Raw genomic sequence first — 26,917 nt, forward strand, 5'->3', positions numbered from 1 at the left:
GACGAAATGTTGCGTAGATATGTGAACACCGCATGGGCATGCGGTGCGGCGATTGCTTTGTCATCGCTCTTGAGCGGTGGAGCATATGCGGCCGATCTTCCGACGAAGGCGCCGCCTGTCCCTTATGCGGCCGCTGACGATTTCTGGACGAGGCCGTATCTGTTCGGCGATCTCGGCAGGACCAGGCTGAAGGAGCAGGGCATCGATCTGGGCCTGACGCTGGGCAATGAATCCGTCGGCAATCTGTCGGGCGGAAGCAGGAACACCGCAGCCAACGCCGGACAACTGTGGTTCGGGGCCAAGCTCGACATGGGCAAGCTTGCCGGCATCCAGGGCGGCACGATCGGCCTCACGCTGGTTGACCGCTTCGGCGATAATCTGAACAGCGAAGCGGGCATTCCCGCCCTGCAGCTGACCAACGAAGTCTACGGCCGCGGCAATATTCTGCGCCTGACGCAGCTCTACTACTCGCAGAAGCTGTTCGATGACCGCCTCGAACTGAAGGGCGGCCGTCTTCCCGTCGGCTCCGACTTCTTCTTCGGTCTGTGCGAGTTCATCAACCTGACCTTCTGCGGCGGCCAACCCGGCAACATCCAGGGTGGATACATCTACAACTGGCCGGTAAGCCAGTGGGCCGGCGTCGTCCACTACAAGCTGACTCCGGAATTCACGGTTTCGGTCGGCGTCTACGATGCCAATCCGAATTATCTGACGACCTCGGAGCCCAGCATCTACTTCCTGCCGGGCGTCCCGTCCTCCAGCCCCGCCAGTGGCGTGCTGGTGCCGGTCGAGTTGGTCTGGACTCCGAAGGGTCCCTTGACCGGGACCTGGAGATTGGGCGGCTGGTATGACAGCGCGTCGACCATCGATGGGGGTCTCCCGGGCATCATCAGCACCATCCCGGGCGTTGGTGGCGTCCCCGATCAGAATCTCGGAGATCAAAGAGGCCGCTACGGCATCTACGAGTCGATCCTGCAGCGCTTGACCGTTGACGGTCCCGACGCGCAGGGCTGGTACACCTTCCTCAATACGAGCTGGGCCGATCACCGGACGTCGTACCAGGATTATCAGATCGCGCTCGGCTTCAGGCATACCGGAACGTTCACCTGGCGTCCCAAGGACGAAGTCGGCTTCGCGGTCGGAACGACCCACGTCAATTCAGCTGCCCTCGGTCCCAATGCTGGCGGCAACGAGGTTCCGATCGAAGTCTGGTACGGATGGCAGGCGACCGGTTGGTTGAACCTCAAGTTCGACGCGCAATATGTCATCAATCCCGGCGGGCGCGGCTATAACGCCGCAGGCGTGAAGACCGACAATGCCGTGGTTCTCGGTATGCGCACCGAGGTCCACTTCTGATCTGGCGCCAGCCGTCCGGTTCAAAACATTGAGCCGGACGGCGGATGCGTTGACGACGGATGCTTCGATTAGCCGCCCACGCGGGCGAGCCCGCTGCGGGCGGCATCGTCGCGTGGACGCAGCGCGACCGCCTTGTTGTAAGACGCAGCCGCCTTGGCCTTGTCGCCCAGCCGCTCATAGGCCTGTCCGCGCGCGGTCCAGACCTGGGCATTGTGCGGATCGGCCTCGGAGGCCTCGTCGAGGTCGGCCGCGGCCTCCTTGACTTTGCCGATCGCAAGATAGCTGGCGGCGCGGCCGAGCAGCGGCTCGGCCTTTTGCGGGTTGAGCCCGCTCGCGGCGCTGAAATCAGCGATGGCGAAATCGTGCTGGTTATTGGCCTGATAGATCAGGGCACGGCCATAGAGCGCCTGCGCATTGTAGGGATCGAGCCCGACCGCGCGATTGAATTCATCCAGCGCTGCGGCCGTCTCGCCCGACTTGGCCAGGGCCTGGGCCTTCGCCGTGTGCGCCTGGGCCTCGGTGACATTGCCAGGGCTGACCGCGCTCTCGGCCGTCGGTGCCGCCTTGGGCGCCTCCTGCGGCTTGTCCTTCTCCGGCATCAGCGAGCCCAGGTCGAAGGAGCAGCCGCACAGTGCAATGCCCATCAAGCCGAGCGCGAGCGGCTGCTGCCAGATCCGGCGCAGCCGCGCCATTCCGCGTTCGGGGAAAGGGAAGGCCATCTACGGTTCGCTCGCGCTAAAGCATGATCCGGACCCGGAGGACCGCGTGAGCGCAAGGTGTGCCGCGGTTTTCCGAAGAGATCATGCGCAAACAACAACCTAAAGCGCGGTGACGATTCATCCAATCTCATCGCGCATTGGCGCCGCATCGGTGGTGCCCCATCCCAGCAAGGCACCGCTCACAAAACAATAACGCGGGCCAGGAGCCCGCGTTATCGAAAACTGAAGTCTGATAAATCCGGAAAGATCAGCGCGGTCCGCGCGGACCTGCACCCGGGCCGCCACGGCCGCCGCGATCACCGCCGGGACCGGCGCCGAACACCGGCTTCGGCTTCATCGGCAGCAGGCCTTCGCGCTGCAGCTTCTTGCGGGCCAGCTTGCGCGCGCGGCGCACGGCTTCGGCCTTTTCACGGGCCTTCTTCTCGGAGGGCTTCTCGTAGTGACCGCGGAGCTTCATCTCGCGGAAAATGCCCTCGCGCTGCATCTTCTTCTTCAGCGCCTTGAGGGCTTGATCGACATTGTTATCGCGAACGAGAACCTGCACGCGGCATCCTCTTTGGTGGATCGGATTTGAATTCTGGTAAGTCTAAGGGGATGGCGAAATGCGCAGGCCCTTAACCTTGAGCGCGCGGATGTATCAGACAAAACCCTGGATGTCCACCTGCCAAGCGGGTTTTCGGGCCAAGTTCAGCCATTAAATGCGGCGAAAATGCCCTATGCGGTCCTATTTTGGGGTGGTTTGGCGCCCAGGACGGGGCCGTTTTCCGGAAGTTGATCCGGAGATCTTGCAATCAGGGGAGATGCCACATGGATATGAAGAAATACGCGGCCGAGGCCATCGGCACATTCTGGCTCACATTCGCAGGCTGCGGCAGCGCGGTGATCGCGGCCGGCTTCCCGCAGGTCGGCATCGGCCTGGTCGGGGTCTCCCTCGCCTTCGGCTTGAGCGTCGTCACCATGGCCTATGCGATCGGCCACATCTCGGGCTGCCATCTCAATCCGGCGGTCACCGTCGGGCTTGCCGCCGGCGGGCGCTTTCCGGCGGGCCAGATCCTGCCTTACGTGATCGCGCAGGTCTGCGGCGCGATCGTCGCCGCCGAGCTGCTCTATGTGATCGCGAGCGGCGCCCCCGGCTTCGACATCGCCAAGGGCTTTGCCTCGAACGGATACGATGCGCATTCGCCCGGCCAGTACAGCATGGTCGTCTGCTTCGTCACCGAGATGGTGATGACCATGATGTTTCTGTTCGTCATCATGGGCGCCACCCACGGCCGCGCGCCGGCGGGTTTTGCGCCGCTCGCGATCGGGCTTGCGCTGGTGATGATCCATCTCGTCAGCATCCCCGTCACCAATACGTCGGTGAATCCGGCGCGCAGCACGGGCCCGGCGCTGTTCGTCGGCGGCTGGGCGCTGGCGCAGCTCTGGCTGTTCTGGCTCGCACCGCTGATCGGCGGCGCGCTTGGGGGGGTGATCTATCGCTGGCTCAGCGAGGAGCCCACCGGCGTCGTCGCCGGGGTGAAGCCGGCCTGATCGACAGGCGGGATCGCAGCACGCGCCCCGGTCCCGCTACCCGGCCTTCGTCGGCCTGACTTCGGTGACGTGGCCCATCTTGCGGCCGGGGCGCGGCGCGCCCTTGCCGTAGATGTGCACGGTCGCGCCCGGCGCGCCGAGCCACTTCTCGTAATCGTGGATCTCGTCGCCGATCAGATTGGTCATCGTGACGAGCTCGCCATGGCGCACGGGCTTGCCGAGCGGCCAGCCGGCGATGGCGCGGATATGCTGCTCGAATTGCGAGACCGATGCGCCGTCGAGCGTCCAGTGCCCGGAATTGTGCACGCGCGGGGCGATCTCGTTGACCAGCACCTTCGGCCCGGTGCCATTGGCGAGCACGAACATCTCCACCGCGAGCACGCCGACATAGTCGAGTGCGGTTGCGATCTTGCCGGCGACGCTGCGCGCTTCCTCGGCGAGCCCGTCCGGAATCGGCGCAGGCGCGCGCGATATCTTCAGGATGTGGTCGCGGTGCTCGTTCTCGGTGACGTCGAAGCACTCGACCTCACCCGTCGCCGAACGCGCGGCGATTACGGAGATCTCGCGCTCGTATGGGATGAAGGCTTCCAGGATCGCCGATTTGGTGGTGAGGCTGGTCCACACCTTGGCGATGTCGTCGCCCTGGCGGATGATGGCCTGGCCCTTGCCGTCATAGCCGAAGCGGCGGGTCTTCAGCACGGCCGGCAGGCCGATCCTCAGGATTGCCTCGCGCAGCGAGGCCACCGAAGTGACGTCGGCGTAGGCCGCGGTGCCGATTCCGAGCTTCGTCACGAAATCCTTCTCGGCGAGCCGATCCTGGGTGGTCTCCAGGATCTTGCGGTTCGGCAGCACCGGGCGGCGCGCATCCAGCACCATCGCAGCCGCCGACGGCACGTTCTCGAATTCGTAGGTGATGACGTCGACGTCATGGGCGAACAGCTCGAGCGCCTCGACGTCGGCATATTCGGCGCAGGTCGCGTTCAGCACGACGTCGAAGGCCGGCGAATCCGGATCGGGCGAGAACACCTGGCAGCGCAGGCCCAGCCGCGCCGCGGCCATCGCCAGCATCCGCCCCAATTGTCCGCCACCGAGGATTCCGATGGTGTCGCCGGGCTTCAGCTTCACCTGCTTTGCATCAGTCACGCCTTGTCCTCCGGGCGCTCGGCAACCGCCTCGGTCTGCGCCTTGCGCCAGGCGGCGAGGCGATCGGACAGAGCCGGGTCGGACAATGCCAGCACGGACGCGGCAAGCAGCGCCGCGTTGATCGCGCCGGCCTTGCCGATGGCGAGGGTGCCGACCGGGATGCCCGCGGGCATCTGCACGATCGAATAGAGCGAATCGATGCCCTTGAGCGTCCTGGATTCGACGGGAACGCCGAACACCGGCAGTTCCGTCAGTGCCGCGGCCATGCCGGGCAGGTGGGCCGCGCCGCCGGCGCCGGCGATGATGATCTTGTAGCCCGCCGCCTTGGCGCCCTTGGCGAAGGCAAACAGCCGATCCGGCGTGCGGTGAGCCGAAACGATGCGGGTGTCGGCGGCAACGCCGAGCGCTGCGAGCGTGTCGGCCGCATGCCGCATCGTCTCCCAGTCCGACTGGCTTCCCATGATGATGGCGATCGGCGCGGTCATGACGTCAATTGTGCTCGGAAAACAGAAAGATAGGCCAGATTAACGGTTCCGGCCGGCGGCTCGCAAGGCGGTGGCAAGGAGAAGGGAATGCACTATCCTGTCTTGGTGAATCCCCGCAAGCCTTCATTGAGCAGGATGCCCATGAAGAAACCAAAAAGGGCGCGCGCAGCGAAGGCCAAAAAGGGCCGGAAGACCAGCGCCACCCGCTCCAAGGCCGCCCCGAAACGCTTGGCCAAGCGTTCCGCCAAGCGCCTTGCCCAACTCCTTGCCAAGCCGGCGCGGCGGGCAGTGTCGGCCGGCGACGGCACCAGGGAAACCATCAAGGCGACCATTCGCGGTTTGCGGAGCAAGCTCAAGGCGGCCGAGCGGCGGGTTGCCGAACTCGAGGCCGCCGCCGACACCGATTTCCTGCTCGAGATTCCGAACCGGCGCGGTTTCGAGCGCGAGCTCGCGCGCGCCATCGCCTATATGAAGCGCTACCGCGCCAGCGGTGCGCTGATCGTGCTCGACGTCGACCGCCTCAAGCCGATCAACGATTCCTTCGGCCATGCCGCGGGCGACCAGGTGCTCAAGGCGATCGCGGCCACGCTGACGCGGCAGGTCCGCGCCTCTGACGTGGTCGGCCGGCTCGGCGGCGACGAGTTCGCGCTGCTGCTGTGGAATCTCAGCGAGACCGATGCCAAGGCGAAGGCTGAGATCTTCGAGCAGGCGATCGATGATCTGTCGTTCACCTTTCGCGGCCAGCACGTGACGGCGGGCGCATCCGCCGGTGTCGCGCTGTTGGGCGCGCAGTCCGATGCGGGCCGCGCTTTGGAAGAGGCCGATGCCGCCATGTATGTGCGCAAGGCGCACCGGCGGCACGAGCCGCGGATCCGGCTCGTCAGCAGCTAGAGCATGATCCGGAAAAGCGTGCAGCGGTTTTCCGACAAGATCATGCTCAAACAAAGAGAACTACAGCGTTGCGAGATCTTCCGGCACGTTGCCGAACTTGCGCAGCAGCGTGGCGTCGCCGAACTCGCCGGTCATGGGATCGCCGCTGCGGCTGAACGCGACCGCGCCGATATGGCCTGCAACGTGCGCCATGATTTCGGCGCGCCGCAACGCGGCCGCCAAGCTCTGGCATTCCTCCGCGGCGCCCGCGACCGGCGATCCGTCGGCATCGATCAGGAAGGGCATTGCAACGTAGTAGGTCACATCCGACATGGCGTTGCTCCATCAGTGAGGTTCAGGCAGCGCTGCTTCTGCTGCGCGAAGTCTCGGGAATGCAGCCGGCCGAAACAGCCGCCTGCAATTGCTCGAGTTCGGCTTCCAGATATTCGTTGGCCATGATCAGCGCCTTGATGGTGCTGCGCAGATTGCCGTCGCACATCGCAATCGCCTGATCGCAGGCCTGTTCATAATGGCTGTTGTCGAGAAGGGCGGTTGCCGACATCTGCGTTGTCCTTGTGAGGAGGACTCGTGGGGAGTCCCTGGGTGTTTCCTGGGGCGTCTGGCGCAATAAATGTTCCTATTTTGTTCTTTTGGAGTCAAGCGGATTCAGATGCGCCGAAGCTGCGGCGAAACGCCGGCGCGGGTCAGGCGATGATGTCGGGCGTGATCTGGTCTTCGATGAACGCGATGCGGTCGCGTAGCAACAGCTTGCGCTTCTTCAACCGCTGTAGCCGCAACAGGTCGGGGGCGGGCGATTGATGCAGTGCATCGATCGCCGCATCGAGATCTCGGTGTTCCTGCTGCAACCGGGTGAGCTCGGCTTCGAGCTCACGCTCATCTTCATTGGTCATGTCTGCGGTGGCCGAAAACCGATAGGCGTGAAATTAAGGCTGTGGATGCCCTGTGGAAATTATCGTCCTTGCGCGACGTGATCGCAAGCGATCTCGGGCCGCTGCGCACCGCTCTCCCGCGAGAATATTTTGAGCGATTCGCAGCGGCGGTGCGCAAGCACGTTGATATCATGGATTTTTCCAGCGCAGTTCCCTTACTCACGCTTCGTTACATATGAATTTTCAAAAATGAAGCTATGACGACGGATACATATCGACAGAACGAATCGGTGATGTAGACTTGTCTTGTCCGGATCGAATCCTGAGGTTCAACCTACCGAGGAGGTTTCGAATGACAATTCAGGCACATCTTGTTGAATTGGAGCGGAAGCACAAACTTCTCGAAAACGAATTGCACGAGGCTCTCGTGCACCTTTCAACAGACGACCTGCAAATTGTTGAGTTGAAGCGCCGGAAGTTGATGGTCAAGGACCAGATCGAGCGTTTGAGGCAGAGCGAGACGCTCCACTAGTAACCCCCGTAACAGCGTAGAGTTGATCACACCCTTCATGCAGGGATGAGAGCTGTCGCGCTCGTCCCTGCTGGAAGGTGCGCACCGTGCAAGCATGTTTGCGCGGCGCTTAGATTCCTGCGAGCTCGGCGACGTGATCGGCGATCGCAAGCGACGACGTCAGCCCCGGGGATTCGATGCCGAACAGGTTGATCAGGCCTTCGACGCCGTGATCGCGCGGACCCTGCATCAGAAAATCCTGCGTGGCCACCGCGGGCGGCACGATCTTCGGGCGAATGCCCGAATAGCTCGGCATCAGCGCGCCGTCGGGCAGCGTCGGCCAGTATTTGCGGATCGCCGGATAGAAGCGCTCGGCGCGTGACGGGTCGACCTCGTAATTGATCGCCTCGATCCATTCGACGTCGGGGCCGAAACGCGCCTGCCCTGCCATGTCCAGCGTCAGATGCACGCCCAGCCCGCCGGGCTCGGGCACCGGATAGATCAGCCGCGAGAACGGCGCCCTGGCGTTGCAGCTGAAATAGTTTCCCTTGGCGAGATAGGGGGGTGGAATCCGGTCGATCGGCATCCCGTCAATGTGGCGCGCCACCGTGACCGCTGAAAGCCCCGCGGCATTGACCAGCAGGCTGCATTGCAAGGTCATCGGCGCCTCACCGCCGGCCTCGATCTCGATCACGCCGCCGGCCGCCTTGGCGCGAAGCAGCGGGGTGTGAAAGGCAAAGGCCGCGCCGGATCCCTCCGCCTCGCCGCGCAGCGAGAGCATGAAGGCGTGGCTGTCGATGATGCCGGTCGATGGCGAGAGCAGCGCGGCGTCGCAGGCCAGCGCCGGCTCCAGCGCGCGTGCGGCCTCGCCGGACAGCAGCTGCATGTCGAGCACGCCGTTGGCCTCGGCATGTGCCTTGATCGATTGCAGCTTCTCGGTCTCTTTCGGGCTGGTCGCGACAATCAGCTTGCCGCAATTCTTGTGCGGAATGCCGCGCTCGGAGCAGTAGCGATACAGCGCGTGCTTGCCGCTGACGCACATGCGCGCCATCCAGCTGCCGGCGCGGTAGTAGATGCCGGCATGGATCACCTCGCTGTTGCGCGAGGAGGTGACGGTGCCGATGGCCTCGGCCGCCTCGAGCACGATGACCTCGCGCCCGGCCTGGGCGAGCTTCCGAGCCACCGCGAGCCCGACCACGCCGGCTCCGATGACGACACAGTCGACCCTATCCATGGTTGTGCAGGATGTCCGCTTGAAGCGCTGGTCGCATCAAACCTGGCCGCGACCGCGCAGGGCCGTTTTCCGTTAACGAAGCGTTTATCATGTCAGGGCAATTGCCGTATTTCACGTCACATTTTTCTGTTGCGCGTACAGGCGTTTACCCGATCCAAACCGGCGAGGCCAGACAATCCGGCGTTGAAATCGCGGGTGGCTGATGGCTGAGAAGAACTGGCACGTGGGCGGCACGCTTCCGATTGCTGTGCAGGCCGTGCTGTGCCTGGCCGGCGCGGTCGCGCCTGCGCACGCCTATGCCCTCTCGGACAGTTTCGCGGCGCCGAGCTATGTCGGCACGCTCGACCCGAATGTGGTCTGGGAAGCCCTGATCGGGGGCATCGTGGTCTGCGCGTTCCTCGCCGCGATTGTGCTGTGGATCCATTCATCGCTGCGGCGGACCAGGCGCTTGCAGTTGCGGCGCAATGCCTTCGTCTCCAGCGCCATGAACAATCTCAACCAGGGCGTGGTGATGACGGATGCGCGGCGCCGCGTCATCTTCTGCAACGACCGCTATCTCGAGATCTACGGCCTGACCCGGTCAGATCTCCGCGCCGACATGACCGGCTACGACATCCTCGAGCTGCGGCGCCAGCGCGGGGTTCTGGGCGTCTCCGACGACGAGTTCTATGAGAAGGCGGCCAGTCCCAACGGGCTCATCACCGAGCTGCCTGACGGTCGCGCCATCCTAGTCAAATACTTCATTCTGCCGAATGGCGGCTCGGTCGCGACCCATCTCGACGTCAGCGAGCAGCGCAAGCTGTCGCGGCAGCTCGCCTCGACCAAGCAGTTCCTGGAGACCGTGCTGGACAACGTGCCAGCCTGCGTCGCCGCCAAGAACATCGAGGACGGTCGGTACATCTTCGCCAACAGCGCCTATGAACGGTTCTGGGGCTTTTCGCGCGACCACGTCGTCGGCAAGAACGCGCGTGAGCTGTTTGCGCCGGCCTCGGCCGCCAGCATCGAAGCGACCGACCGCACCGCGCTGCTGGCGCCGGACGGGCAGTATCGCAACCAGTTCGAGGTTGAGCGTGGCGACGAGCAGCGCATGGTAGCCTCGATCCGGATCGTGGTCCGGAACGAGAGCAACCAGCCCGAATTCCTGCTGCTGGTGTTCGAGGACATCACCGACCGCCGCTCGCTGTCGCAGGAGCTGGAAAGCACCAAGAAATTCCTCGAACTCGTGGTCGACAACATCCCGGTGGCGCTGATCGTGGAGCAGGTCAAGGATGGCCGCTATCTGCTCGCCAACCGCAGCGCCGAAACAATCCTCAACCGCAGGCGCGAGGAAGCCACGGGCCTGACCGCGTCCGACATCTTCAACGCCAAGGAAGCCAAGCTGATCATCGCGCGCGACGAGGCGGCGATCAAAAAGCGCGGCATGATCACCGAGGAGCATCCGATCTCCACCAAGGACGGCCTACGGCTGTTCCTGACCCGCCGCGCCACCGTGCTCAGCGATGCCGGCGAGCCGCAATATCTGATCAAGACCCACGAAGACGTCACCGACCGTCGGCAGACCGAGTCGCGCATGGCGCACATGGCCTATCACGACGGCCTCACCGATCTGCCCAACCGCGCCGCTTTCCTGCAGGCGCTGACCCAGATGATCGAGGCCTGCGAGGGCACCAGCGAGGAGTTCGCCGTTCTCTGCGTCGATCTCGACGGCCTCAAGGAGGTCAACGACGTGTTCGGTCATGCGCTCGGCGACAAGCTCCTGATCGAGGTGGCCCATCGGCTCCAGGATTCCGCCCGCGGCGGTGTGGTGGCGCGCCTGTCCGGCGACGAGTTCGGCCTCATCATCGACGGCAAGCAGCCGGAGGCGGGTCTGGCGCTGGCGCAGCAGATCGGCGAGGCTGTCGCCCACGAATTCCAGATCGACGGCCGGCCGGTCCGCGCCGGTATTACCACCGGCATGTCGGTCTTCCCGCACAATGGCACTGACGCCGCCTCGCTGCTCGCCAATGCCGGTGCGGCGCTGTTCCGCGCCAAGCAGAAATCGCGCGGCACCATCAGCCTCTATCAGCCGGAGATGGACCAGCAGATCCGCGACCGCCGCGTGCTGCATCAGGATCTGTCGATGGCGATCAAGAACGGGGAGCTTTCACTCGCCTTCCAGCCGCAGGGCGTCGCGCGTCACAGCGTCGCTGAGAGCGAGATCATCGGCTTCGAGGCGTTGGCGCGCTGGCAGCACCCGGTGCGCGGCCAGGTCTCGCCGGCCGAATTCATCCCGATCGCGGAAGAGAGCGGCCTGATCGTCGAGATGGGCGAGTGGATCCTGCGCGAGGTCTGCCGTGAGGCGGCGTCCTGGCCGAATCCGCTCCAGGTCGCGGTCAATTTGTCGCCGGCGCAGTTCATGCACGGCGACGTGGTCGGCCTCGTCCATTCGATCCTGCTCGAGACGGGCCTTGCGCCCGGCCGGCTCGAGCTCGAAATCACCGAGGGCGTGCTGATCGAGGACTTTGACCGGGGCCTGGCGCTGCTGCGCCGCCTGAAGGCACTGGGCGTCCGTATCTCCATGGACGATTTCGGCAGCGGCTATTCCTCACTGAGCTATCTCCAGGCGTTTCCGTTCGACAAGATCAAGATCGACCGCGCCTTCATCATCAATCTCGGCCGCAATCCGCAATCGGCCGCGATCGTGCGCGCCGTGATCGATCTCGGCCACGGTCTCGAAATGTCGATCATCGCCGAGGGCGTCGAAACCGTGGAGCAACTCGCCTTCCTCGCCAAGGAAGGCTGCGACGGCGTGCAAGGCTACCTGCTCGGCAAGCCGCTGCCGATCGGGAAATATGCCGGCCTCGTCGGCCGCACCGAGGCCATGGAGCTTGCGCTCAAGACCGGCTAAAGCGTTTTCGAGCGCAGTGGATACCGGTTCGCGTCAAGAAAACGCGTCAAAATAAGAATCCAGAGCCCCGTTCCGATTTCATCGGAACGGAAATGGCTCTAGTGATGGGCAGCGCTTCGCTTCGCTCTCGACGGTTTCATGGCGGACTACGATCTTGCGATCATCGGCGGCGGCCTGAACGGTGTCAGCCTCGCCCGCGATGCGGCGGGCCGTGGCCTGAGGGTCATCCTGTTCGAGCAGGGCGATCTTGGTGGCGCAGCCTCGTCGGCGACGCCGCGGCTGATCCATGGCGATCTCTCGGTGCTGGAGCGCCGCGGCTTTTCGCGGGTGCGCCGAGCGCTCGCCGAGCGCCGGACCTGGCTCGCCATCGCGCCGCACCTGGTCCGGCCGATGCGTTTCGTGATTCCCGCCCATTCCGAGGAACGCCCGCCATGGCTGCTGCGCGCCGGGCTCTATATCTATGACAGTCTGGCGAGCCGAAGCGGCTTGCCTCGATCGGCGACCCTCGACATCACGCATCATCCTGTCGGCAACGCGCTGAAGCGTCCGTTCGGCGTGGCATTCGAATATTCGGACTGCGTCGTCGACGATTCCCGCCTGGTGGTGCTGACGGCGCTGGATGCAGCCGAACGCGGTGCCGCGATCCGGACCGGGGCGCGCTGCGTGCGCGCCGATCGGACCGACACCTGGCGGCTCGCAGTGGTCGATCGCGGCCATCGCCGCACGATCACGTCGCGCGCGCTCGCCAATACCACCGGCGCCTGGACGTCGCTGGTCGCGGAGACCGTGCTGCGGCAGCCGCAGCCGCGGACGGCGGCCGTGCAGATGAGCCAGATCGTCGTGCCCAGGCTGTTCGAGTCCGAGAACGTCTACGTCTTCCAGAACAGCGACGGGCGGCTGATCTTCGCAAGCCCGTTTGTGCAGGATTTCACGCTGATCGGCACGGTCACCCATGCTTTCACCGGGGATCCCGCGATCGTCGCGATGCCCGGGGCCGATGTCAGCTATCTCTGTGAGGCGGCGAGCCGCTATTTCCGCGAGCGCGTCGCCCCGACCGATGTGGTGCGGGCGGTCTCCGGCGTGAACCTGACGCTGGCGTCCGCGCGAGGGCGCGACGGTACGACGCTGTTCCACGCGCGCCGGCGCAAGGCGCCGCTGATCACGATGTTCGGCGGCGACGTCACCACCTCGCGCCTGCGCGCCGAGCGGGCGGTAACACGGCTGACGCCGTTCTATCCAATGTCGCGGCCCTGGACAGCGGGTGCACCGCTGCCGGGTGGTGACTTCGCCTGGGATCGTTTCGACCACGAAGTCGACCTCGCCCGCGACCGCTGGCGTTTTCTCTCGGAGCCGCAAGCCCAGCGCCTGGTGGCGGCCTATGGCTCGCGCCTGCCGGCCGTGCTCGGTGAGGCAAAGACCCGCGATGAGCTCGGTCACACCTTCGGCCCTGAGCTGACTGCTGCAGAGGTGCGCTATCTCATGACCCGCGAATGGGCGCGCTTTCCGGAGGACATCTTGTGGCGCCGTTCCAAGCTCGGCCTGACCATGCCGGCCGCGGACCGTGATATGCTGGCGGCGTTCATGGCGAATGTGATGTGACTGAGCCCCGCCGAACCGGTTGAGCAAATGCCGATCGGCCGCTAGCGTGCGGCGGAATCGGGCTTGGCAGGGATCATGACGGACGAGTTGCCCAGGACAGACGTCGCGGCGGGTATGACCGGTGGAGCTGCGCTTCCCGTAGCGGGGCAGCCACTGCTGCGCATCGAGGGCGTTGCCAAGACCTTCGGGACGTTCCGCGCCGTCGATGGCGTCTCGCTCGACGTCAAGGCCGGCGAGTTCTTTGCGTTGCTCGGCCCCTCCGGCTGCGGCAAGACCACGCTGTTGCGCATGCTCGCCGGATTCGAGGCGCCGGACGAGGGGCGCATCCTGCTCGGGGATGAGGACATCGCGCAGGCGCTGCCGCATGAGCGCCCGATCAACATGATGTTCCAGAACTATGCGCTGTTTCCGCATCTCTCCGTGCGCGACAACATCGCCTTCGGCCTGAAGCGCGCACGTATGGCGCGCGACGAGATCGCCACGCGCGTCGCCGAGATGGTCGCGCTGGTGAAGCTCGAAGGCCTGGAGAAGCGCAAGCCCGATCAGCTCTCCGGCGGCCAGCGCCAGCGCGTCGCGCTGGCCCGTGCGCTGGCGCGCCGACCGCAGCTCCTGCTGCTCGACGAGCCGCTCGCAGCACTCGACAAGAAGCTGCGCGAGAGCACGCAAGGCGAGCTGATGGAGCTGCAGCGCCGGCTCGGGATGACCTTCATCATCGTCACGCACGATCAGGAAGAGGCGATGACGATGGCGAGCCGGATCGGCGTGATGAAGGCCGGCAAGCTCGCTCAAGTCGCCAGCCCCCGCGAGCTCTACGAGGCGCCGCGCTCGCGCTGGGTCGCGGAGTTCGTCGGCGACATCAACCTGTTCGATGGCGAGACCAAACTGCGCGACGGTCATCGTCTGGTCATTGGCACGCGCGATGCGGGTGCGCTGGTGGTGGCCGAGCCGCGCGAACCGGTCGGTGCGGGAAAATTCGCGGTCGCGATCCGCCCCGAGAAGGTCAAGCTGTCGCGGCGCGGCCCGGTGAGCGAGGCCGGTCGCGAAACCGCGATCAACGCCCTCGACGGCGTGATCGCCGACATCTGCTATCTCGGCGGTACCACCACCTATAAGGTGAAGCTCGACACGGGCGGAATCATTGAGGCGTCCGTCGCCAATAGCGCGCGCCTCGACGCCGACGCCTTCAGCCTGAACCAGCATGTCGTTGCCTGGTTCACGCCCGATGATTGCGTGGTGCTGCCGTCATGAGCGCGCGCCGCATCTTCGCAAGGCCGGCGCGGTTCTCCGCCATCGCGCCCTATGTCTGGATGGTGCTGTTCTTCCTGGCGCCGTTCGCGTTCGTGCTGAAGATCAGCCTGTCGCAGACCGCGATCGCGCAGCCGCCTTACGAGCCGGTGTTCGAGCTGACGGCAGGATGGGAAGCGCTGAAGGCCGGCTTCGCCGCGTTGTCGCTCGACAATTTCAGGCTGCTCATCTCCGACGACATCTATGTGTTCGCCTATGTGCGCAGCCTCACCGTTGCCATCACCGCGACCGCGCTGCTGCTGCTGATCGGCTATCCCATCGCTTACGGCATGGCGCGATTGCCAAAACGTCGGCAGGCGGTGGCGATGGTGCTGGTGATCGTGCCGTTCTGGACCTCGTTCCTGATCCGGATCTATGCCTGGATCAACATCCTCCAGCACGACGGCCTGCTCAACCAGATCCTGCTGGCGCTGCATCTGGTCGGCCAGCCCGTGGTGTGGCTCTCCACCGATACTGCGATGTATATCGGCATCGTCTATTCCTATCTGCCGTTCATGATCCTGCCGCTCTACGCGACGCTCGCCAAGATGGAGCCGGCGCTGGAGGAGGCGGCCTCCGATCTCGGCGCGCCGCCCTGGCAGGTGTTCTGGCTCGTCACCTTCCCGCTGTCGCTGCCCGGCGTCGGCGCCGGCGTGCTGCTCTGCTTCATCCCTGTTGTCGGCGAGTTTGTGATCCCGGATCTCCTGGCCGGCTCCAACTCGCTGATGATTGGCCAGACGCTGTGGCTCGAGTTCTTCACCAACAAGGACTGGCCGGTCGCCTCGGCCGCGGCCATCGCGCTCCTGGTGCTGCTGCTGCTGCCGCTGCTGCTGTACGAACGGCTGCAGAAGCGGCAGCTGGAAGAGGGGCGCTGAGGCGATGCGCAAGGTCTCCCGCCTCTCCCGCTTCAATGTCGCCTCGCTCGCGCTGGGACTCGCCTTTCTTTATCTGCCGATCCTGATCCTCGTGATCTATTCCTTCAATGCCTCGCGGCTGGTGACGGTGTGGGGGGGCTGGTCGCTGCGCTGGTATCGCGAGTTCTTCAATGATCGCGCCATGATCGAGGCGGCCGGGATGAGCCTGCGGGTCGCGGTCGCCTCCGCCACCATTGCGACGCTGCTCGGCACGCTCGCGGCGGTGGCGCTGTCGCGCGGTGAGCGCTTTCGCGGCCGCACGCTGTTCTCCGGCATGCTCTATGCGCCGCTGGTGATGCCGGAGGTGATCACGGGACTGTCCTTGCTGCTGCTGTTCGTGGCGCTGAACGCCGAGCGCGGTTTCTGGACGGTGACGATCGCCCACACCACGCTGACGATGTGCTTCGTCGCGGTGGTCGTGCAGTCCCGCCTCGGCTCGCTCGACCGTTCGCTGGAGGAGGCGGCGATGGATCTCGGCTGCAATCCGGTGCACGCCTTCATCGCCGTCACGCTGCCGCTGATCGCGCCTGCGATCGTCGCCGGCTGGATGCTGGCCTTCACACTGTCGCTCGACGATCTCGTGATCGCGAGCTTCACTACCGGCCCCGGTTCGGCGACCTTGCCGATCCGGATCTATTCGGAGGTGCGGCTGGGCGTGAAGCCGGAGATCAACGCGATCTGCACGCTGGTGATTGGCCTGATTGCGGTGGTGATCGTCATCGCCTCGCTCGCTTCAAAATTGTCGAGCTCGCAGGGCGAGAGCGCAGCGCTGCTGTAGAGAGCGCCAACGATGGTCGGCACGGCTCAGTCGAACGACCGCGAAATACTAAATCTTATGGAAGTTGAGGAAGTGGTGCCGGTGTCTGAATCTGTCTAATTCTCTCATAGAGTGCTCGTGCACGATCTAAGCGGCCACCAGCAGATTTAGCGCAGTTGATGTTCTCAGGATCTTTTGCAAATTTTACTAGCGGGTGAGAAGCTGTAAGGCCTGTTGATGCAACAGAGCCGTCCCTTACGAGAGTTATAGTGCGAGCGAGAAGTTCTACGTAGATTTTCTCGGCGCCACGTGTTGCCTTATGAAAATAGACAGTAGGATAGAGTTGAAAGAGGCCCAGCACATATGCCTCGGCGGCAAAAATAGCTTTCGGGCCGAGAACGAACGTTCGGACCTTGCCGAGAGATGTTTCGTCCACGCCGTAGGGTACTTCACCGATTTCCAAGTTTTGGATCAGCCATTCGAAATCAATTCCCGCATGCTCAGTTCCGACCATTAGTCGATCACGGCGGATATAGTCTAAACGATCGGCGTCGAATTGGCTGGATACAACCGCAGAATAGATCGAACTGCTTCCGCTGCCGCTCACGACGTCTGCGACATCGTCCGCAAACCCGGACCCTAACTCTCGAAATTCTCTCGCGATCTCGCCGTCACGGATCAAAGTTTCACTGACCAATTCATGGTCGGCGAGCTTGAGGTTTAGCCTTCGTCCGACATCCTCAAATGCGTGACTGAAAGGTCCGTGCCCCACATCGTGGACCAACGCCGCAGCAAGCGCCTGGTCGGCCCTTGTCTGTTCAAAAGGGTGTGTATACTTGCGAACGACATCCATCAGATATCTCGCCGTATGAAAAACACCCAAGCTGTGTAGAAGCCGCGAATGTGTCGCACCCGGATAGACGAAATCCGAGAATCCGAGTTGCTTGATTCTTCGAAGCCTCTGAAACGGCCTAGTTTGAATCACTTGCCAGAGCACTCGCTCCAGATGCACTTCATCAACGTTGAAATCGATAATGTCGTGCAGGGGGTCGCGAATGCGCTGTTGTTTCGGCATCTTTCCCGAGCGAATCACAGTTTCGTCGGACTACTTGTATCATAGAACAAATCATGAACAAGTCAAGTCCGATTCGGTATCCAAGACCTTTTTGGTTAACGGTCAGCGACTGCAGATCTACGACTTCACCGCACCTGCCGTCAGCCCGCCCACCATGTAGCGGCGGAAGGCGTAGTAGACCGCGGCCGGCGGCAGCGCGTAGATGAAGCCGGTGGTCATCAAGAGCTCCCAGGGCGAGTCGTCGGCGGCGAGGAAGTTGCCGAGGGCCACGGGAAGCGTGATCTCCTGGTCGTTGGAGAGCAGCAGGAACGCATAGAGATATTCGTTCCAGGCCAGCAGCACTGCATAGGTGCCGATCGCGACCAGCGAGGGCATCATCAGCGGCAGATAGACCAGGCGGAAGATCTGAAGCGTGGTGGCGCCGTCCATCACGGCGGCTTCGTCGAGCTCGACCGGGAGCTTGTCGGAGGCCTGCTTCAGCACCCAGATCGCGTAAGGCGAGGCGATCGTCACCATGGCCAGGATCAGCGACCAGTGATTGTTGAGCAGGCCGTAATTGCCCATGGTCCGGTACATCGGTACGGCGAGGAACGCCGCCGGGATGAAATAGGTGAACAGCGCAAGGTTCAGCACCATGCGTCCGCCCGGCACCTTCAGCCGCGAGATCGCGAACGCCGCGGCGGTGGCGATCACCAGCGTCAGCGCGCCGACCGCGGCGGCGATTACCACCGAATTCCAGAATTGGACGTAGAAGTCGCGCAGGAAATAGTGCTGCTGCTTGAACACGATCTCGAAGTTGTGCAGCGTCGGGTGATCCGGCCATAGCTTGCCCGAGAACGCATCCTCCTTCGGGGAGATCGCGAACAGGAACATGTGGTAGATCGGGATCATCGTCCACAGCAAGACGGGAATGCCGATCAGGAGCAGCCGCGCTTCGGTCGCGACGTCGCGCCAGGAAAATTCGCTTACGCCGGGAAGCTTCATCGCGACAACCGTTTCATCATGAAATACACGAGCGGCAGGACGAACGGCATTGCGCAGACGATGGAGGCCATCGCGAGCGAGAGCTGGTCGAGCCGGAGATAGCGGATGCCGAGCGTCGACAGCACATGCGTGAGGTCGGCAGGGCCGCCGCCGGTGAGCAGGTAGACGCTGTTGAAGTCGCCGAGCGTCCAGATCATCGAGAGCAGCGTGCAGGTGATGTAGAGCGTCTGCATCGACGGCCAGGTGATGAAGCGGAATTTCTGCCACCAGCTCGCGCCGTCGACCTCGGCGGCCTCGAACAGATCGTGCGAGATCGCGAGGCGTCCGGTGATCAGGATCAGCGTCCAGAACGGCAGCGACTTCCAGATGTGCACGGCGATCGCCATGCTCAGCGCCACAGTCGGGTCGTTCAGCCAGTTCGGGCCGTCATCGCCGGTGAGGGAAAAGATGAGATGGTTGATCATGCCCCATTCGGGATTGAGCATGAAGCGCACCGACAGGATGGTCGGGATCGACGGCACCGCCCAAGGCAGGATGAAGATCACCGAGAGCCATCTGATCCACGTGCGCTGCTGGGCGAAGAAGCCGGACAGGAACAGCGCGATCAGCATCTTGATGTTGATGCCGATGACCAGGAAGATCAGCGTGTTGACGGCAGCGCGGGCGAAAATCGGGTCGTTGTACAGCGCGACGTAATTCGACGGCGCCCGCGCCAGCCACAGTCCGTAGCAGACCGGGTAGACCACGAAGGCAAGGAAAACGAGCAGATAGGGCGCGAGCAGCACGATGCCCCAGACCTGCGCCGGGGTCAGCCGCGACGACAATGGTGGGGCGGGTATCGACTGATCGCCGGAGAGCGTGATCGCCATTCTTTTCGGACTCTTCAAAGAGAAGCCGGCCGCGAAACGCGGCCGGTGTTGTTCTTACACCTCTCTCCGTCATGTGGGGAGAGGGAGGGATAAACCTTAGCCTGCAACCTGCTTGATGCGGGCGATCAGCTCGTCGACGGCCTTGTCGACCGGCACCTTCTCGCTGACGACCCGGTTCATCGCCTTGGCCCAGACGTTCTCGTTGTTCAGGATGGTGAACTTCCAGTTCTTGGTGAAATCGAACGGCGCGGTGCCGCCCTTGAACTGCGTGTAGACCGCCTTGCGGTGCTTGTCGGCCTGCCAGAACGGGCTTTCCTGGCTTGCCTTGGTCACCGGGAACCAGCGGCCGAGCGCGCCCTCGATATAGGGACGGACGTTCTCTTCCTGGAGCAGGAAGCTGATGAACTGCTTGGCCTCGGGCTTGTTCTTGGCCGCAGTGAAGACCAGCCCGGTCTTGACGTCGGAGCGGTAGCGGATCGTCGAGCCATCGGGCGCCTTCGGGAAGGACGCCGTGATGATGTCCTGCTCATAGGCCTTCTTGCCGGCATCGCGCTGCTCCTGCGTGAGCGCCTGGTTCTGCGAGTCCTCGTACCACTTCGCCGCGATCGAGATCGTGAAGTTGTGCGTCATCACGATGGTCTTGTTGTGGAAGGCGACGTTGTTGTCCGGATCCTTCCAGGTCGTCGAGGACGGCGGTGTGCAGCCCTTGATGTAGGTATCGGTATAGTCCTTCAGGGCGTGGATCAGGTTCTCGCGAACCTTGGGATCGTCGACCGTGAGCTTGCCATCGTCATCGACCAGCTTGACGTGGTAGGCGTCCATGAAGGTGTAGAATGACTGGAAGGCGTCGGTGGATTCCACGCCCATCGGCTGGCCGACCGCATAGATGCGCTGACCGGTGGCCTTGCGGATCGCCGGCTGCACCTTGTCGCACCAGAACGACCAATAGCCGGTCCAGTCGGTCGGGATGTCGCTCTGCTTGAAGCCCGCCTTCTCCAGCATGTCGTTCCAGATCTGGACGTGCATGCTCTGCTGCTTCAGCGGGAAGCCGTAATAGGCCTTCTTCTTGGCGACGTCGTCGTAGAGCTTCGATGCCTCCAGCGTGTTCGGCGCGAACCGGTCCTCGATCGGCTTCATGACGTCAGTGAGATCCTCGAGCTTGCCCTCGAAGGCCCACTTGCCCTGCGCCTGCACGTCATAGGTGTCGGAATAGGCGACATCGGGAACGGTGCCGGCGTCGAGCGCGGCGACCGTCTTCGGAATCATGTCCTGGATCGCGTATTGCGACAACTCGACCTTGATCCCGGTCTTGGCTTCGAACTTCTTGATCGTCTCGATCAGCGCGTCGTCTTCGGAGCGGTAGAAGCCCTTGCCCCACCAGACCGTAATCGTCTTCTGCTGCGCAAATGCGGGTGCAGCGGCTGCGAACAGCCCGGCCGCAGCGACCGCCAGTGTGACTGCGCCAATAACCTTGGATTTCACGTTTTTCTCCCTCAAACGGCCGGTGTTTTTAACCGGTCGTATAAAACACTAGCGCATGGCGGTGAGCCGATCTAGCGGCTTCTTCTCCGACCAATGTCGTGGGGCGGGGACTTGTGAACATGCTTGACGCATGCATCGATCCAATCGCCGCATCAATTCGCAGCAATCAATTCGCCTTGTGCGTTCTGGCCTTGCCTGGCTATGGGCAACGCCACACACCAACTCGCCGCCAGCGAAAGACCACGGCGTTGTAGGCGGTATGAGGACCGAACGCAACGCGACCGCCGGCCGCCACGATGTCGCGGCCGGAGGACCCAAGACGCCACTGAGAACAGGGGCGAATTGATCTGAGGAACTCCGGTTTGAGAAGGGAACGCGCCGGCGGGCCCTCAGCGTTTGCCTTTCGGCCCGGTGGAAGCGGCATTCGCTGCAGCGGATCGGGACCGCGGCTTGCCTTGCCCGCCGGTGCGGGAAGGAGAGCGCCACGCCTCGAGCAGCATCTTGAGAAACTGGCTGGCATGAGGAGATAGCGTCGCCCCACGCCTGCGCACGATTCCGATCGTCCGCGACACCTCCGGCTCGATCAACCGAATGGTGTGAATGATCGGATGGGCGGCCGTTGGCGTCGCGAGCCTCGGGAGCACGGCGATGCCCAGTCCCGCTTCGACCAGGCCAAGCGAACCCGAGAGGTGAGCGACTTCATAGGACCAGTTCAGCTGCAGCCCGTGTCGCGCCAGCGCATTGTCGATCAATGCGCGATTGCCGCTGTTGCGGCCGACGGTGATCACCCGGTGCGGCACGATCTCGGGCCAGCTGACCTGTTTGCGCGAGGCCAGCGGATGGTCATGGCGGCAAGCCAGCACGAAAGGGTCTTCGACCAGTTTCTCGAACTCGATCTCAGCATGCGAAGCCCCAATGAAATTGATACCGAAATCGGCTTCTCCGCGCGCGACCGCCTCCAATCCCTCGTTGGCGCCGATGTCCAGAATCCGGATGCGAATGCGCGGATAGGCTTCGGCAAACCGGCCGATCGCACGCGGCAGGAAGTAGAACACTGCCGTCGGCACCGCAGCCACCGAGACCAGACCTGAACTTCGCGCGCCGATATCGTGGATGGCGAGCACCGAGGTCTCGAACTCGTCGATGAGACGGCGCACCTTCGGCAGGAAGTCGCGGCCAGTCATGGTGAGGTTGACGTGGCGGGTCGACCGCTCGAGCAGCGGCGCACCGAGGCTTTCTTCGAGCTTCTGAATGCGCCGGCTGAGCGCAGGTTGCGACAGGTTCAGCGCCTTGGCGGTCCGGACGAAACTCCCGGTCTCGGCGACGGTGATGAACGCCTTGAGGTCAAGCAGTTCTGCGTTCACGGCAACACTCCATTATATCGATATACGGAATAATACCTCAGATATTTGCATTTCACAAAAGAGTTGGGAGGGAGGATGGTCTGGTTCGCGTGAAGATGCCGCGAACGGAACAATGCCATGGACGAACAGATTGCCATTCCCTGTGTGGTCATGCGCGGAGGGACCTCGCGCGGGCCGTTTTTCCTGGCCCGCGATCTTCCGGCCGACCCCAGCTCGCGCGACGCGGTCCTGCTGTCCGTGATGGGAGGTGGGCACGATCTTGGAATCGATGGAATCGGCGGCGGCAATGCCGTGATCAACAAGGTCGCGATCATTGGACCGGCGTCGGTACCAGGCGCCGACGTCGACTACCTGTTCGCCCAGGTGCGGGTTCGTGAAGGGATCGTCGATACCTCGCCCAATTGCGGGAATATGCTGGCGGCCGTGGGGCCGTTCGCCATCGAAGCCGGCCTGGTGGCCGCGACCGCAGAGCGCACCCATGTGCGCATCCACAATGTCAATACCGGCAAGCTGATTGATGCGGTCGTCGCCACGCCTGGAGGGCGGGTGACTTATGAGGGCGATGTGCGGATCGACGGCGTGCCGGGAACGGCCGCACCGATCGAACTGTCGTTTCCCAATGCGGCCGGCGCCCGCACCGGGCGCCTGCTCCCGACCGGGCGGCCGGTCGACCGCATCGACGGCATCGATGTGACCTGCATCGACGCGGCGATGCCGGTGATGCTGGTCCGCGCGGCGGATCTGGGCTGGACTGGGCGCGAAGCACCCTCGGACTTCGCCGACAGCGGCTTCCGCGCGCGGCTCGAGAATTTGCGCATCGAGGCTGGACGCCGAATGGGTTTTCCAAATTCCGCGGCAATGGTGATTCCCAAACCGGTTCTGATTGCGCCCTCGGGCGAGGCGGCGTTGAACACCCGGTACTTCATGCCGCACGACTGCCATAGCGCACTGGCCGTCACCGGCGCGGTCGCGATCGCGACTGCGTGTGTCACGCCCGGAACGATCGCCGCGGAGATGGTCGGACCGCTGGCGCTGCCGGTGCCGATCACGCTTACCCATCCTTCCGGCCAGCTCGTGGTGCGGCTGGAGCCCGGCCCGGTTGCCCGGGTGCAGCGGACCGCACGGCGAATTTTCGAGGGCCATGTCTTCGCCCGCAGATCGCACGTGCCTCATTCGGTGCTGGCGGCTTGAAGCCGGACAGCTCCTAGAACCTTCAAGAACAAGACCCAAGGGAGAAACGAGAATGCAGATGCAAGCGCCGGCTGGGTCCGCGAACGTGGAGCCACGAAAACCATTCTACCGGATCCTCTACGTCCAGGTGCTGATTGGCCTCATGCTGGGCGTCATCACGGGTCATTTCTGGCCTGAATTTGGCGCTGCTCTGAAGCCGTTCGGAGACGGCTTCGTCAAGCTGGTCAAGATGATGATCGCACCGATCGTGTTCTGCACCATCGTCAGCGGCATCAACAGCATCAGCGATACCCGCGAGATTGGTCGCACACTGGTGAAATCCATGGCGCTGTTTTATCTGCTGACCGTGCTCGCACTGCTCGCCGGGCTGATCGCTGTCTCGTTGATCCAGCCGGGCGTGGGCATGCATGTGTCCGTCAGTACTCTGGATCCGTCGGTGGCTGCGAAATTCACCAAGCAGGCAGGTGCGACCGGATTTGCGGACTTCATGCTGCACATCATCCCGCATTCCTTCTTCGGAGCGTTTGCCGATGGCGAAGTGCTGCCGGTGCTGCTGATCTCCATCCTGATCGCCTTTGGCCTGAGCCGCGCCGGCGACGGCGGTGCCGCGGTGGCAAAGGCAGTCGCCTCGTTCTCGCACGTGCTGTTCGTGTCGTTCGGCTTCATCATGAAGCTGGCGCCGCTCGGCGCCTTTGGGGCCATGGCGTTCACGGTGGGGCGCTACGGCATCCGCTCGATCGGCTCGCTCGGACTGCTGATCCTGACCTTCTATGTCGCCTGCTCCGTCTTCGTGATCGTCGTGCTTGGTGCGCTGGCGCGGCTGAACGGCTTCAGCCTGTGGAAGACCATCCGCTACTTCAGGGAAGAATTGCTGATCGTGCTCGGCACCTCGTCCTCGGAGCCGGCGCTGCCCGGCGCGCTGCGCAAGCTGGAGCAGCTCGGATGCCGGAAAGGCGTGTCAGGGCTCGTGTTGCCGATGGGCTACTCTTTCAATCTGGACGGCAGCGCCATCTATCTGACCTTGGCCTCGATCTTCATCGCGCAGGCTTGCGACATTCACCTGTCGTGGGGGCAGATCGCGGCGATGCTCGGACTGATGCTGCTGACGTCCAAAGGGGCGGCCGGCGTGACCGGCAGCGGCTTCGTCGCGCTTGTCGCGACCCTTTCGGTCATGCCGGATCTGCCCGTGACCGCCGTGGCGCTGCTTGTCGGCATCGACCGCTTCATGTCGGAAGCCCGCGCGCTGACCAGCATGATCAGCAACTGTGTCGCATCCATCACCATTTCGCTGTGGGAGAACGCTTGTGACCGTGAGGTGTTGGCCCGTGAACTGGGAGAGATCGGCACCGTCAAGGCCGCAGCCGGGACGAAGACTGCTGGGACAATACTGGTGCAGGAGCGCAAGAGCTGGATCTCAACGACGCAATCGGCCGCCTGACGCAAAGCGATAGCCCTCAAGAGGCGAAAGCCCTCATCCGGCGCTTCGCCATAGCCGGAGCTTCATCTCGGCGCCTTCAAAGGCCGGCCGCCACAGGCGGCCTATGCCGATCCCGCAAGGGCGAGAGGTGAACGAGCGGCGTCAATCGATTTAGCGTAGAGCCGTTCGGCGTTAGTTGGCCTTCTCGTTCTCTTTGGCGTTCTCGGCCGTCGGCGACTCCGTCGGCGGAGGGCGCTTGACGCCGGTGATCTTCTCGATGACCGAGCGCACCGTGTCCCCGGTGGGGCCGTCCTTCGGCTTGAGCAGCGGGGCGGCAAAGGGCGAGCGGCGGATCAGCACTTCCGAATCGGGGAGGATCAGGGGATCGTCCCAGGGGCCCTGCACCACGAAGGGCAATTGAAAGCCGGACGCCGTGTTGAGGCTCGCCACGCCCTTCATGTCGTATTCACGCGCCGGCACCGACGCGGTGCCGGTCAGCGTGATCTTCGCCGCAGGTCCCTCGATGCGGATGTCCTCAGCGGTCGCAACGCCGTCGGCGAATTTCAGTGCGATGGTGAGATTGTCGTAAGGCGTCGAGCCGTTGCGGAAATTGCCGCCGCCCGACAGCGGCCGCCGCTCCAGACGCTTCAGCAGCTGCTCGGCATTGATGCCGGCGATCGCGCCGTCATGCCCGGTCACGGTGGCGCTGCCGTCGAGCGACTGCACGAGGCCGAACGGGCTCGAGCCGGAGGCGAGAAGGGAGACGCTGATGTTGCCGCGGCCGGACAGCTTGTTGAGGCCGAACAGCTCGGTGGCGCAGGCCTGCAGGTCGACGTCGGTGAACTGGAATTGCGCCTTGATGTCGGCGACGGTGTCTGAGCGGGCGATGCCGAACGAGCCTTTGGCGATGCCGCCATAGACCTGGGCTTCGCCGACCGAAAGCGCCAGCGTGCCGTTGCGCAAGTTCGCCCCGATCGCGGTGCGGCCGAGCTTGGTCGGCCCGACCGTCAGCTTGGCTGCGGACAGGCGCATGTCGAGGTCGGTGGTCGAGAGGCCGTTGAGATCGAACAGCTGCCTGTTCCAGTCGCGGGCGCCGCTCGCAAGCAGGCGGAAGGTGGAGATGTAGGGCGTGAAGTCGAGCGCGTCGGCGGCGAGCGTCGCCTGCAGCGTCTGCCGTCCGTTATTGGCGTAGGTCATGACGCCCTCGGCGGTGTTGCCGTCGAGCTCGACATTGACATTGGTGAGCGCGATCGAGGCGCCGACGACGTTGGCCCGCGCCTTCAGCGCGAACCGGCCGAAGCCGCCGCTGCCGGGCTGCGGCTGGCCGGTCCAGCGCAGCGCATTGCGCAAGGACGGGCTGTCAATGGTGAGCGTGCCCTCCATCATAGGGCTGGTGCGGTTGGCGACGCTGCCGTCGAAGGCGAGCTTGAGCGGGGCGCTGGCGATCCGCGCCTTCAGCCCCGAGCGCTCGCCGGAGAGGGCGGCGACGAAATCGGAAAAGCTGATCGAGCCGTCGACGCGCTCGCCGCGCCAGTCGAACTGTCCGGTCGCGGCAAAGGAGCGCGAGATTGAGGGCCAGGCCAGCGACAGGTCGATGTCCTCGAGCTTCTCGGTGCCGTGGGTGGCGGCGTCCTCGTAATCGAGCACGCCGTCCTGGATCCTGATCTCGGAGAACGACACCTGGTTGTCGGCGCCGGGCTTCATGGTGCGCGCAATGGTCTGGATAAAGGGCGTCCAGTTGCTCTCGCCGTCCGGCTTCAGGCTGACATGGATATGCGGCCGCAGCAGCGTCAGGTCGGCGATCTCGAACCGTTGCAGCAAGAGCGGCAGCAGCCGCAGATTGGCGGTGAGCACGTCGACATGGAGCGCGGGATCGCTGGTGCCGCCGTCCTTGAGGCCGACGTCATGGAAGGAGATGTAGCTCGCCGGCAGCACCGAAATGTCGATATTGCCCGCGACACTGAGCTCGAGCCCGGTCACGTCGCGGATCTGCGCCTCCACCGCCTTGCGCAGCGCGTCGCGGTTGATGAGCCAGGAGGTCGCGATCAGGGCGATCAGCGTGACGCCGAGCAGGGCCGCGATCGGCGTCCCGAGGCGCTTCATTCCTTGAGCCATGGTCAATGGCATGTCCTGGTCGGGTTGGTCGTTGGAGCCAGAAGGGCGGGCCGGGGAAACCTGCGTGCCCACGCCCAAGTTCTATTCCTTAAGTCCCGCAACTTGATGGGTTTTCTTGTCGCTTTCAAGGCCGCGGGCGGGTTTGCCCACCGTGTGGGCAGCTTCTATCACCACCGGCGGGAGCGGAGAACCCCGTATCATTGACGGCTTCGGACCATTTCGCCTAATAATCGCCGCCAAT

At 63.7% G+C, this 26,917-nt stretch carries 27 protein-coding genes; 12 read left to right on the forward strand and 15 right to left on the reverse strand.

Annotation, left to right across the window (positions count from 1 at the left end):
- The first annotated feature begins 6 nt into the window (after positions 1-6).
- Positions 7-1,356, forward strand: coding sequence for a carbohydrate porin (locus tag JJB99_RS08505; RefSeq protein WP_200500082.1), 1,350 nt, complete (start codon positions 7-9; stop codon positions 1,354-1,356).
- Between the two features lie 68 nt (positions 1,357-1,424).
- Here the strand turns inward: JJB99_RS08505 and JJB99_RS08510 are convergent, their stop codons facing one another.
- Both JJB99_RS08510 and rpsU read right to left on the reverse strand, forming a co-directional pair.
- Complete coding sequence (locus JJB99_RS08510) at positions 1,425-2,075, reverse strand: tetratricopeptide repeat protein (RefSeq protein ID WP_200498341.1); 651 nt, start codon at positions 2,073-2,075, stop codon at positions 1,425-1,427.
- A gap of 247 nt (positions 2,076-2,322) precedes the next feature.
- Complete coding sequence (gene rpsU, locus JJB99_RS08515) at positions 2,323-2,619, reverse strand: 30S ribosomal protein S21 (RefSeq protein WP_008546194.1); 297 nt, start codon at positions 2,617-2,619, stop codon at positions 2,323-2,325.
- A 263-nt stretch (positions 2,620-2,882) separates the two neighbouring features.
- Here rpsU and aqpZ point away from each other — a divergent pair, with 263 nt between their 5' ends.
- On the forward strand, positions 2,883-3,605 hold the full coding sequence (aqpZ, locus tag JJB99_RS08520) for an aquaporin Z (RefSeq protein ID WP_200498342.1): 723 nt from the start codon (positions 2,883-2,885) through the stop codon (positions 3,603-3,605).
- 36 nt (positions 3,606-3,641) lie between these two features.
- Here the strand turns inward: aqpZ and JJB99_RS08525 are convergent, their stop codons facing one another.
- The 3 genes from JJB99_RS08525 to JJB99_RS36120 form a co-directional block, all read right to left on the reverse strand.
- On the reverse strand, positions 3,642-4,748 hold the full coding sequence (locus JJB99_RS08525) for a 5-(carboxyamino)imidazole ribonucleotide synthase (protein ID WP_200498343.1): 1,107 nt from the start codon (positions 4,746-4,748) through the stop codon (positions 3,642-3,644).
- Positions 4,745-5,233 carry a 5-(carboxyamino)imidazole ribonucleotide mutase gene (purE, locus tag JJB99_RS08530; RefSeq protein ID WP_200498344.1) on the reverse strand — a complete coding sequence of 163 codons (489 nt, stop codon included), beginning with the start codon at positions 5,231-5,233 and terminating at the stop codon, positions 4,745-4,747. Before purE ends, JJB99_RS08525 begins: the two co-directional genes overlap by 4 nt.
- 92 nt (positions 5,234-5,325) lie before the next feature.
- Entirely contained in the window at positions 5,326-5,469 is a 144-nt protein-coding gene (locus tag JJB99_RS36120; protein ID WP_246775175.1) for a hypothetical protein, read from the reverse strand.
- Between JJB99_RS36120 and JJB99_RS08535 the strand changes: the two genes are divergently transcribed.
- Complete coding sequence (locus tag JJB99_RS08535) at positions 5,462-6,124, forward strand: GGDEF domain-containing protein (RefSeq protein ID WP_246775176.1); 663 nt, start codon at positions 5,462-5,464, stop codon at positions 6,122-6,124. The genes JJB99_RS36120 and JJB99_RS08535 overlap by 8 nt on opposite strands.
- A 60-nt stretch (positions 6,125-6,184) precedes the next feature.
- Here JJB99_RS08535 and JJB99_RS08540 read toward each other — a convergent pair whose 3' ends face one another.
- The 3 genes from JJB99_RS08540 to JJB99_RS08550 form a co-directional block, all read right to left on the reverse strand.
- Positions 6,185-6,436 (reverse strand): hypothetical protein, encoded by a 252-nt coding sequence (locus JJB99_RS08540; RefSeq protein ID WP_200498346.1) that lies wholly within the window; start codon positions 6,434-6,436, stop codon positions 6,185-6,187.
- A gap of 22 nt (positions 6,437-6,458) precedes the next feature.
- Positions 6,459-6,665 (reverse strand): hypothetical protein, encoded by a 207-nt coding sequence (locus JJB99_RS08545; RefSeq protein ID WP_200498347.1) that lies wholly within the window; start codon positions 6,663-6,665, stop codon positions 6,459-6,461.
- A 142-nt stretch (positions 6,666-6,807) separates the two neighbouring features.
- Positions 6,808-7,014, reverse strand: a complete 207-nt coding sequence (locus JJB99_RS08550; protein ID WP_008546179.1) for a YdcH family protein — start codon at positions 7,012-7,014, stop codon at positions 6,808-6,810.
- Positions 7,015-7,082: 68 nt separating this feature from the next.
- Here JJB99_RS08550 and JJB99_RS08555 point away from each other — a divergent pair, with 68 nt between their 5' ends.
- Positions 7,083-7,232, forward strand: coding sequence for a hypothetical protein (locus JJB99_RS08555; protein ID WP_200498348.1), 150 nt, complete (start codon positions 7,083-7,085; stop codon positions 7,230-7,232).
- Positions 7,233-7,345: 113 nt separating this feature from the next.
- Complete coding sequence (locus JJB99_RS08560) at positions 7,346-7,525, forward strand: YdcH family protein (protein ID WP_200498349.1); 180 nt, start codon at positions 7,346-7,348, stop codon at positions 7,523-7,525.
- Positions 7,526-7,634: 109 nt separating this feature from the next.
- Here the strand turns inward: JJB99_RS08560 and JJB99_RS08565 are convergent, their stop codons facing one another.
- On the reverse strand, positions 7,635-8,738 hold the full coding sequence (locus JJB99_RS08565; RefSeq protein WP_200498350.1) for an NAD(P)/FAD-dependent oxidoreductase: 1,104 nt from the start codon (positions 8,736-8,738) through the stop codon (positions 7,635-7,637).
- 202 nt (positions 8,739-8,940) lie between these two features.
- Between JJB99_RS08565 and JJB99_RS08570 the strand changes: the two genes are divergently transcribed.
- From JJB99_RS08570 to JJB99_RS08590, 5 genes are all read left to right on the forward strand, one after another.
- Complete coding sequence (locus JJB99_RS08570) at positions 8,941-11,625, forward strand: sensor domain-containing protein (protein ID WP_200498351.1); 2,685 nt, start codon at positions 8,941-8,943, stop codon at positions 11,623-11,625.
- 138 nt (positions 11,626-11,763) lie between these two features.
- On the forward strand, positions 11,764-13,224 hold the full coding sequence (locus tag JJB99_RS08575; protein ID WP_200498352.1) for a glycerol-3-phosphate dehydrogenase: 1,461 nt from the start codon (positions 11,764-11,766) through the stop codon (positions 13,222-13,224).
- 114 nt (positions 13,225-13,338) lie between these two features.
- The gene (locus JJB99_RS08580) at positions 13,339-14,472 is read left to right on the forward strand and encodes an ABC transporter ATP-binding protein (RefSeq protein WP_433995776.1); all 1,134 of its coding nucleotides are present in this window, start codon (positions 13,339-13,341) and stop codon (positions 14,470-14,472) included.
- Positions 14,469-15,383: an ABC transporter permease gene (locus tag JJB99_RS08585; RefSeq protein WP_200498354.1), complete on the forward strand. Its 915-nt coding sequence runs from the start codon at positions 14,469-14,471 to the stop codon at positions 15,381-15,383. The genes JJB99_RS08580 and JJB99_RS08585 overlap by 4 nt, the downstream gene beginning before the upstream one ends.
- Positions 15,384-15,387: 4 nt before the next feature.
- Positions 15,388-16,200, forward strand: a complete 813-nt coding sequence (locus tag JJB99_RS08590; protein WP_200498355.1) for an ABC transporter permease subunit — start codon at positions 15,388-15,390, stop codon at positions 16,198-16,200.
- Between the two features lie 55 nt (positions 16,201-16,255).
- Here the strand turns inward: JJB99_RS08590 and JJB99_RS08595 are convergent, their stop codons facing one another.
- The 5 genes from JJB99_RS08595 to JJB99_RS08615 form a co-directional block, all read right to left on the reverse strand.
- Positions 16,256-17,254, reverse strand: a complete 999-nt coding sequence (locus JJB99_RS08595; protein WP_200498356.1) for an HD domain-containing protein — start codon at positions 17,252-17,254, stop codon at positions 16,256-16,258.
- 117 nt (positions 17,255-17,371) lie between these two features.
- The gene (locus JJB99_RS08600; protein ID WP_200498357.1) at positions 17,372-18,238 is read right to left on the reverse strand and encodes a carbohydrate ABC transporter permease; all 867 of its coding nucleotides are present in this window, start codon (positions 18,236-18,238) and stop codon (positions 17,372-17,374) included.
- The gene (locus JJB99_RS08605; RefSeq protein WP_200498358.1) at positions 18,235-19,107 is read right to left on the reverse strand and encodes a carbohydrate ABC transporter permease; all 873 of its coding nucleotides are present in this window, start codon (positions 19,105-19,107) and stop codon (positions 18,235-18,237) included. Before JJB99_RS08605 ends, JJB99_RS08600 begins: the two co-directional genes overlap by 4 nt.
- 96 nt (positions 19,108-19,203) lie before the next feature.
- Entirely contained in the window at positions 19,204-20,589 is a 1,386-nt protein-coding gene (locus JJB99_RS08610; protein ID WP_200498359.1) for an ABC transporter substrate-binding protein, read from the reverse strand.
- A gap of 389 nt (positions 20,590-20,978) precedes the next feature.
- Complete coding sequence (locus JJB99_RS08615) at positions 20,979-21,953, reverse strand: LysR family transcriptional regulator (protein WP_200498360.1); 975 nt, start codon at positions 21,951-21,953, stop codon at positions 20,979-20,981.
- A 117-nt stretch (positions 21,954-22,070) separates the two neighbouring features.
- On the opposite strand from JJB99_RS08615, the gene JJB99_RS08620 reads away from it, so the two are divergent.
- Both JJB99_RS08620 and dctA read left to right on the forward strand, forming a co-directional pair.
- Positions 22,071-23,144: a 4-oxalomesaconate tautomerase gene (locus JJB99_RS08620; protein ID WP_200498361.1), complete on the forward strand. Its 1,074-nt coding sequence runs from the start codon at positions 22,071-22,073 to the stop codon at positions 23,142-23,144.
- A gap of 58 nt (positions 23,145-23,202) precedes the next feature.
- Entirely contained in the window at positions 23,203-24,582 is a 1,380-nt protein-coding gene (gene dctA / locus JJB99_RS08625) for a C4-dicarboxylate transporter DctA (protein WP_433995777.1), read from the forward strand.
- Between the two features lie 171 nt (positions 24,583-24,753).
- Here the strand turns inward: dctA and JJB99_RS08630 are convergent, their stop codons facing one another.
- Entirely contained in the window at positions 24,754-26,676 is a 1,923-nt protein-coding gene (locus JJB99_RS08630) for an AsmA family protein (RefSeq protein ID WP_200500083.1), read from the reverse strand.
- Positions 26,677-26,917 lie beyond the last annotated feature (241 nt).

This window comes from Bradyrhizobium diazoefficiens (genome assembly GCF_016616235.1).
GTDB lineage: Bacteria > Pseudomonadota > Alphaproteobacteria > Rhizobiales > Xanthobacteraceae > Bradyrhizobium > Bradyrhizobium diazoefficiens_H.

Excerpts from the sequence above, each read along its gene's own strand:
- JJB99_RS08510 (WP_200498341.1), bottom strand. The coding sequence starts at position 2,075 with ATGGCCTTCCCTTTCCCCGAACGCGGAATGGCGCGGCTGCGCCGGATC.
- JJB99_RS08550 (WP_008546179.1), bottom strand. The coding sequence starts at position 7,014 with ATGACCAATGAAGATGAGCGTGAGCTCGAAGCCGAGCTCACCCGGTTG.
- purE (WP_200498344.1), bottom strand. The coding sequence starts at position 5,233 with ATGACCGCGCCGATCGCCATCATCATGGGAAGCCAGTCGGACTGGGAG.
- JJB99_RS08505 (WP_200500082.1), top strand. The coding sequence starts at position 7 with ATGTTGCGTAGATATGTGAACACCGCATGGGCATGCGGTGCGGCGATT.
- JJB99_RS08560 (WP_200498349.1), top strand. The coding sequence starts at position 7,346 with ATGACAATTCAGGCACATCTTGTTGAATTGGAGCGGAAGCACAAACTT.
- JJB99_RS08565 (WP_200498350.1), bottom strand. The coding sequence starts at position 8,738 with ATGGATAGGGTCGACTGTGTCGTCATCGGAGCCGGCGTGGTCGGGCTC.
- JJB99_RS08570 (WP_200498351.1), top strand. The coding sequence starts at position 8,941 with ATGGCTGAGAAGAACTGGCACGTGGGCGGCACGCTTCCGATTGCTGTG.
- JJB99_RS08620 (WP_200498361.1), top strand. The coding sequence starts at position 22,071 with ATGGACGAACAGATTGCCATTCCCTGTGTGGTCATGCGCGGAGGGACC.
- JJB99_RS08540 (WP_200498346.1), bottom strand. The coding sequence starts at position 6,436 with ATGTCGGATGTGACCTACTACGTTGCAATGCCCTTCCTGATCGATGCC.
- JJB99_RS08575 (WP_200498352.1), top strand. The coding sequence starts at position 11,764 with ATGGCGGACTACGATCTTGCGATCATCGGCGGCGGCCTGAACGGTGTC.
- JJB99_RS08630 (WP_200500083.1), bottom strand. The coding sequence starts at position 26,676 with ATGGCTCAAGGAATGAAGCGCCTCGGGACGCCGATCGCGGCCCTGCTC.
- JJB99_RS08600 (WP_200498357.1), bottom strand. The coding sequence starts at position 18,238 with ATGAAGCTTCCCGGCGTAAGCGAATTTTCCTGGCGCGACGTCGCGACC.
- JJB99_RS08580 (WP_433995776.1), top strand. The coding sequence starts at position 13,339 with ATGACCGGTGGAGCTGCGCTTCCCGTAGCGGGGCAGCCACTGCTGCGC.
- aqpZ (WP_200498342.1), top strand. The coding sequence starts at position 2,883 with ATGGATATGAAGAAATACGCGGCCGAGGCCATCGGCACATTCTGGCTC.
- JJB99_RS08595 (WP_200498356.1), bottom strand. The coding sequence starts at position 17,254 with ATGCCGAAACAACAGCGCATTCGCGACCCCCTGCACGACATTATCGAT.
- dctA (WP_433995777.1), top strand. The coding sequence starts at position 23,203 with ATGCAAGCGCCGGCTGGGTCCGCGAACGTGGAGCCACGAAAACCATTC.
- JJB99_RS08605 (WP_200498358.1), bottom strand. The coding sequence starts at position 19,107 with ATGGCGATCACGCTCTCCGGCGATCAGTCGATACCCGCCCCACCATTG.
- JJB99_RS08585 (WP_200498354.1), top strand. The coding sequence starts at position 14,469 with ATGAGCGCGCGCCGCATCTTCGCAAGGCCGGCGCGGTTCTCCGCCATC.
- JJB99_RS08590 (WP_200498355.1), top strand. The coding sequence starts at position 15,388 with ATGCGCAAGGTCTCCCGCCTCTCCCGCTTCAATGTCGCCTCGCTCGCG.
- JJB99_RS08545 (WP_200498347.1), bottom strand. The coding sequence starts at position 6,665 with ATGTCGGCAACCGCCCTTCTCGACAACAGCCATTATGAACAGGCCTGC.